Raw genomic sequence first — 4,608 nt, 5'->3', positions numbered from 1 at the left:
TGTTTTATTTATATTTTAAAGCTACGTAGCGTCTAGTATAATTAAGATAAACATAAGAGTAGTAATATTTTTTGGTAAGATAATGGTATAGAAAATAAATAGCATAGAAGAACTATTGAAAGATACTCCTGTAGAATGAAATACATTAGGGAAAATTTGTGATATAAGAAGGAACATAATAATCACAAAAAAGATCAATTCTAGATGGCAAATATCTCTATCCCTATCCCGCCTCTAGAAAATCAAAAAAAGAAATAGTGGATATATTAGATAAATTCAATACTATAACTAACGATATATCTGAAGGACTACCAAAAGAAATAGAGCAGAGATGAAAGCAATATGAGTATTATAGGGAAAAGTTATTAAGCTTTTACTACTTGTTAGCTTAGTTGTTAATTGTTATAATAAAGATAATATGAAAACAAATCAGGTGGGCGAAGGTAATAATCTACGAATTAGGTTTTTTTCTGTTCTAATTATTGTTTTTGCAGAAATTGTACTAACTATCACTAGTAAGGATGAATTCCGTGATTTTCTATCTTCATTACTAGCCGTTATCTCCTTAGATCTTGTTTTCTTACTTTTCTTGTTTGACCAAAAGAAAAATCAAAATACTTTAATTGAAGCACAAAAAAATATTATTCACGAACACGAAAAAGTGTTAGCTATTATTAATAGCATAAGGGAGGCTATAGTTAGCGTAGATATTAAAGGTAATATAGAATTATATAATTCTGCTGCATTAGATTTTTTTGATACTAATGCAAGCTTAATAGGTAAAAATATTAATAATATTTTAAAACTAACTACTTTAGATGGTAAGACTTTTAACTTGAAAAAGGTATTAGTTAAAAATAAAAGCTTATTTTCTCGTAATGACCTATCATTTAGCTTAGGTGAAGAAAAAATAAGAGTTGAAATTGAATTAGTGGCTGTTTCTGATGTGTTCTTAACTAAGGAAAGGCTAAAAGATAAAAAATATATTTTAATGATTAGAGATATCACTAAACAAAAAACCCTAGATGAAGAGCGAGATGAGTTTATTAGCGTGGTAAGTCATGAATTAAGAACGCCAGTAACTATTGCAGAGGGTGCTATTAGTAACTTAAGCTTAGCCATAGAAAAGGATATGCCAAAGCAGGTACTTTCTAAAAATGCCGATATTACACATGAACAAGTTAAATTTTTAGCTACAATGATAAATGACTTATCTACATTATCTCGTGCCGAAAGAGGAGTTGGTGATAAATTTGTAGAACTAAATATTAAAGATTTAGGGCAAAAAATTCTAGAAAAATACCATAAAAATGCTGATGATAAAGGGTTAAATTTAGAATTAGTTATGGATAATAACTTGCCCAGTATTAAAACAAGTGAACTATATTTAGAAGAATTATTACAAAACCTAATAACTAACGCCTTAAAATATACTAAAGAGGGTGAAATTAAAATTAGTATTACTAATAATGAAAAAAATATTCGTTTTATGGTTGAAGATACTGGCATTGGTATTAGTAAAAGTGATCAGAAAAAGATTTTTGATAAGTTTTACCGTAGTGAAGATTATAGAACGCGGGAAACTGGAGGCACTGGTTTAGGTTTGTATGTAAGTTCTAAGCTAGCTGATAAACTAGATACTAAAATAGAACTAAGTAGTAAATTGAATCATGGCTCTAAATTTTGGTTCAATATAAAGCTTTCTTGACTTTACTCTATAACTGATATATACTTGACATATCGAGCCTATTAGGCTTTTTAATTTTGGTAATAAGAAGGAGAATAATGGCAAAAACAGGAACGAAGGTTAAGCGGATAAAAGCTAACGACAGTGAAGCTAAAAAAGAAGTTAAAGAAACTAAAAAAGCTGAAAATTCTTCAAAAAAACCTAAAATAAGTAAATATGCGGCTAAAGTAGCAGGTGTAGAGTTTAAAGAAAAAAAGGTAAAGCGTAAATTACCTAAAGCTTTAGCTATTATCATTAAACCACTATCTATTATATTTAAGCCTTTTGCAGGAGTTGGTAGATATTTACGAGATTCTTGGAAAGAACTAAAATTAGTAAGGTGGCCAAATCGTCGAGAAACCTGGAAAATGACAGGTGCTGTTATTGCCTTTTCTCTATTTTTTGCTGGTTTAGTGCTAGCTTTGGACGGCATATTTAACTGGGCATTTACTACTATAATTAAATAAAAAGGAAACGGATAAATTATTATGAATAATCAGGAACGATACGACTCAACAAGACAATGGTATGCTGTAACTACTTATGCAGGGTATGAAGATAAGGTTGCTGCCAGTCTTCGCCAAAAAATTGAAAGTGTTGATATGGCTGACAAAATTTTTGATATTTTAGTACCCAAAGAAAAGCAAATTGAAGTTAAAAACGGTAAACGCAAAGTTGTTGAACGTAAGATATTACAAAGCTATGTTTTGGTTGAGATGAACCTTACGGAAGAAACATGGTTTGCAGTCAGGAATACACCAGGCGTAACAGGATTTGTTGGTGCCGACACTCCAACACCTGTTAGTGAATCCGAAATGCGTGATATTAAAAAACGTATGGGTGCTGAAGAGCCTAAATATGATATTAGCTTCTCTGAAGGCGAAATTATTAATATTATAGATGGTCCATTTAAAGGATTTGAGGGTGCTGTTTCTGAAATAGATGATGTTAAAGGTAAGCTTAAAGTTATGGTTTCTATGTTTGGCCGTGAAACACCAGTTGAGTTAGATGCCTTGCAAGTTAAAAAGATTTAATAATCTATAATAACGTTACAATAAAAACTGCGAAGAATATTCGCAGTTTTTATTATTAATGGTAAGAATAAAAGGAATTTTTAAGAGATTGACTTTATAGTAAAAATTTGCTAAAATTAATGTAAGTTGCCAAAGACAGTAGCTGTTCGTGAATTTTCGGACTTAATTTGCTACCGAGGATTCTTTTTACGAATTAATCGTAATCTTTGTCGACGAGTTTTGAGAGGGAGGACTTTTCAAAGCTATTAAAGTAATTTAACAATTTAGACCAGATTAATTTTAACCAAAAGGAGTTTTTATGGCTTTATCACGCGATAAAAAGAACCAACTGGTTGCTGAATTGAGCGAAGCTTTAAAAGATGCAAAAATGACAGCTTTTGCTGAATATAAAGGTTTAACTGTTGCTGATTTGCAAGAACTACGAAAAAATGCTCGTGAAGCAGGTGTTTCAATTAAAGTTGTTAAAAACCGCTTAGTACGAGTAGCTATGCAAGAAGTTGAGAATTTGAAAGAATCTGACACTTCTGCATTAAAAGGGCAATTAGTATATGCAATTTCAACTGAAGACGAAATTGCTGCAGCTCAAGTTCTTGGTAAATTTGCAAAAAACCACCCAGACCTAAAGCTTGTTGGTGCTTTTGCTGACAATGGCGATGTTATGGATACTGAAACTGTTACTACACTTTCAGAACTTCCAAGCAAAGATCAACTTATTGGTCAAATCGTCGAAACTTTGCTTTCTCCAGTTCATGCAATTACTGGTGGACTTACAAACGAAGATTTGGATTTCCGAAAAGCAACCAATTAATATATACTTATTAAAATTTAATTTTAGACCTATTGTTTAATAGGACGAAAAAAGGAGTCAAAATGGCTGATATTAAAAAATTGGCTGAAGAACTAGTTAAATTGACTATTCTTGAGGCTAACGAATTAAAAGAACACCTAAAAGAAGAATACGGAATTGAACCAGCTGCTGTTGCTGTAGCTGCTGGCCCAGTAGCTGGTGACGCTGCTGACGAAAAAACAGAATTTACAGTTACTTTGAAAGATGCTGGTGCACAAAAAGTTGCTGTTATTAAAGCTGTTAAAGAAATTACAGGTCTTGGACTTGGTGAAGCTAAAGCTATCGTTGATGGCGCACCTGCACCAGTTAAAGAAAAAGTTTCTAAAGATGAAGCTGAAGAAGCTAAAAAGAAACTTGAAGAAGCTGGCGCAACAGTTGAGCTTGCTTAATTTAAAAACAATATTAAATAATGGTCTAAATTAGTTACAATAAAAAAGAGCCGAAAAGCTCTTTTTTTATTGTAACGCATAAATGGTTAGTTTATGCAACTTGGGTGTTTTTAACTATCTAGGCAGGCTATTCCGGCATTTTCTAGGGCCAGTGTTATAGTGTAAGGCCTGTCTTGCAAACCTACAATTTCTATCTTTCCATCTTCGGCGCATTTAGTGCCGAAATTTATATTTATAAACTCTAATATACCGCCAGTATATTTTTTAGAAAAGGACTCATCAAAGCATGTTTTACCATTGCTACATGTAGTTGTAGGATTAAGGTTAACCATTCTAGCAACGCTGAAATGATACTCTCCTCCGTTAGGGGTTACTAATTCCTTTTGAAAATATTTACTTTTCTTTTTATCATACTTTGTATCTAATATTAGATCGTCCCGTATTTTCATTAAGTTTTTGTCGTTATGTGTAATATTTACCCTATGATCCATCATCCATTGTTCTACGGCTTCTTTAACAATAAGAAGATCTTGCTTTCTCTGCATATCCCTTTGCGACCGTTGTAGTGCTGGCAGAGCTAAGAAAACCATTAAGAATATTAAACCAGCAACA

General features: G+C 32.0%; 6 protein-coding genes and 1 other annotated feature. Of the genes, 5 read left to right on the top strand and 1 reads right to left on the bottom strand.

The window, feature by feature from the left end:
- The first annotated feature begins 418 nt into the window (after positions 1-418).
- The 5 genes from G6CMJM_RS03130 (at position 419) to rplL (ending at position 3,996) form a co-directional block, all read left to right on the top strand.
- Positions 419-1,708 (top strand): sensor histidine kinase, encoded by a 1,290-nt coding sequence (locus G6CMJM_RS03130; protein WP_129719021.1) that lies wholly within the window; start codon positions 419-421, stop codon positions 1,706-1,708.
- 77 nt (positions 1,709-1,785) lie between these two features.
- Positions 1,786-2,193: a preprotein translocase subunit SecE gene (gene secE / locus G6CMJM_RS03125; RefSeq protein ID WP_129719020.1), complete on the top strand. Its 408-nt coding sequence runs from the start codon at positions 1,786-1,788 to the stop codon at positions 2,191-2,193.
- A 21-nt stretch (positions 2,194-2,214) separates the two neighbouring features.
- On the top strand, positions 2,215-2,760 hold the full coding sequence (nusG, locus tag G6CMJM_RS03120) for a transcription termination/antitermination protein NusG (RefSeq protein ID WP_129719019.1): 546 nt from the start codon (positions 2,215-2,217) through the stop codon (positions 2,758-2,760).
- 111 nt (positions 2,761-2,871) lie between these two features.
- Positions 2,872-3,018: a sequence feature (ribosomal protein L10 leader region), on the top strand.
- A gap of 40 nt (positions 3,019-3,058) precedes the next feature.
- Positions 3,059-3,568: a 50S ribosomal protein L10 gene (rplJ, locus tag G6CMJM_RS03115; RefSeq protein ID WP_129719018.1), complete on the top strand. Its 510-nt coding sequence runs from the start codon at positions 3,059-3,061 to the stop codon at positions 3,566-3,568.
- A gap of 62 nt (positions 3,569-3,630) precedes the next feature.
- Positions 3,631-3,996 (top strand): 50S ribosomal protein L7/L12, encoded by a 366-nt coding sequence (gene rplL, locus G6CMJM_RS03110; RefSeq protein ID WP_129719017.1) that lies wholly within the window; start codon positions 3,631-3,633, stop codon positions 3,994-3,996.
- A gap of 110 nt (positions 3,997-4,106) precedes the next feature.
- On the opposite strand, the gene G6CMJM_RS03230 is transcribed toward rplL, so the two are convergent.
- Positions 4,107-4,608: hypothetical protein (locus tag G6CMJM_RS03230; RefSeq protein WP_206660776.1), on the bottom strand; the 502-nt coding region annotated here is incomplete at its 5' end.

It is taken from the genome of Candidatus Nanogingivalis gingivitcus (genome assembly GCF_004151455.1).
GTDB lineage: Bacteria > Patescibacteriota > Saccharimonadia > Saccharimonadales > Saccharimonadaceae > Nanogingivalis > Nanogingivalis gingivitcus.
This window is presented reverse-complemented; position numbering and strand designations above follow the sequence as displayed.

What these genes read in the sequence shown, in the direction of transcription:
- G6CMJM_RS03130 (WP_129719021.1), top strand. Translation starts at nt 419, where the DNA reads ATGAAAACAAATCAGGTGGGCGAAGGTAATAATCTACGAATTAGGTTT.
- secE (WP_129719020.1), top strand. Translation starts at nt 1,786, where the DNA reads ATGGCAAAAACAGGAACGAAGGTTAAGCGGATAAAAGCTAACGACAGT.
- nusG (WP_129719019.1), top strand. Translation starts at nt 2,215, where the DNA reads ATGAATAATCAGGAACGATACGACTCAACAAGACAATGGTATGCTGTA.
- rplJ (WP_129719018.1), top strand. Translation starts at nt 3,059, where the DNA reads ATGGCTTTATCACGCGATAAAAAGAACCAACTGGTTGCTGAATTGAGC.
- rplL (WP_129719017.1), top strand. Translation starts at nt 3,631, where the DNA reads ATGGCTGATATTAAAAAATTGGCTGAAGAACTAGTTAAATTGACTATT.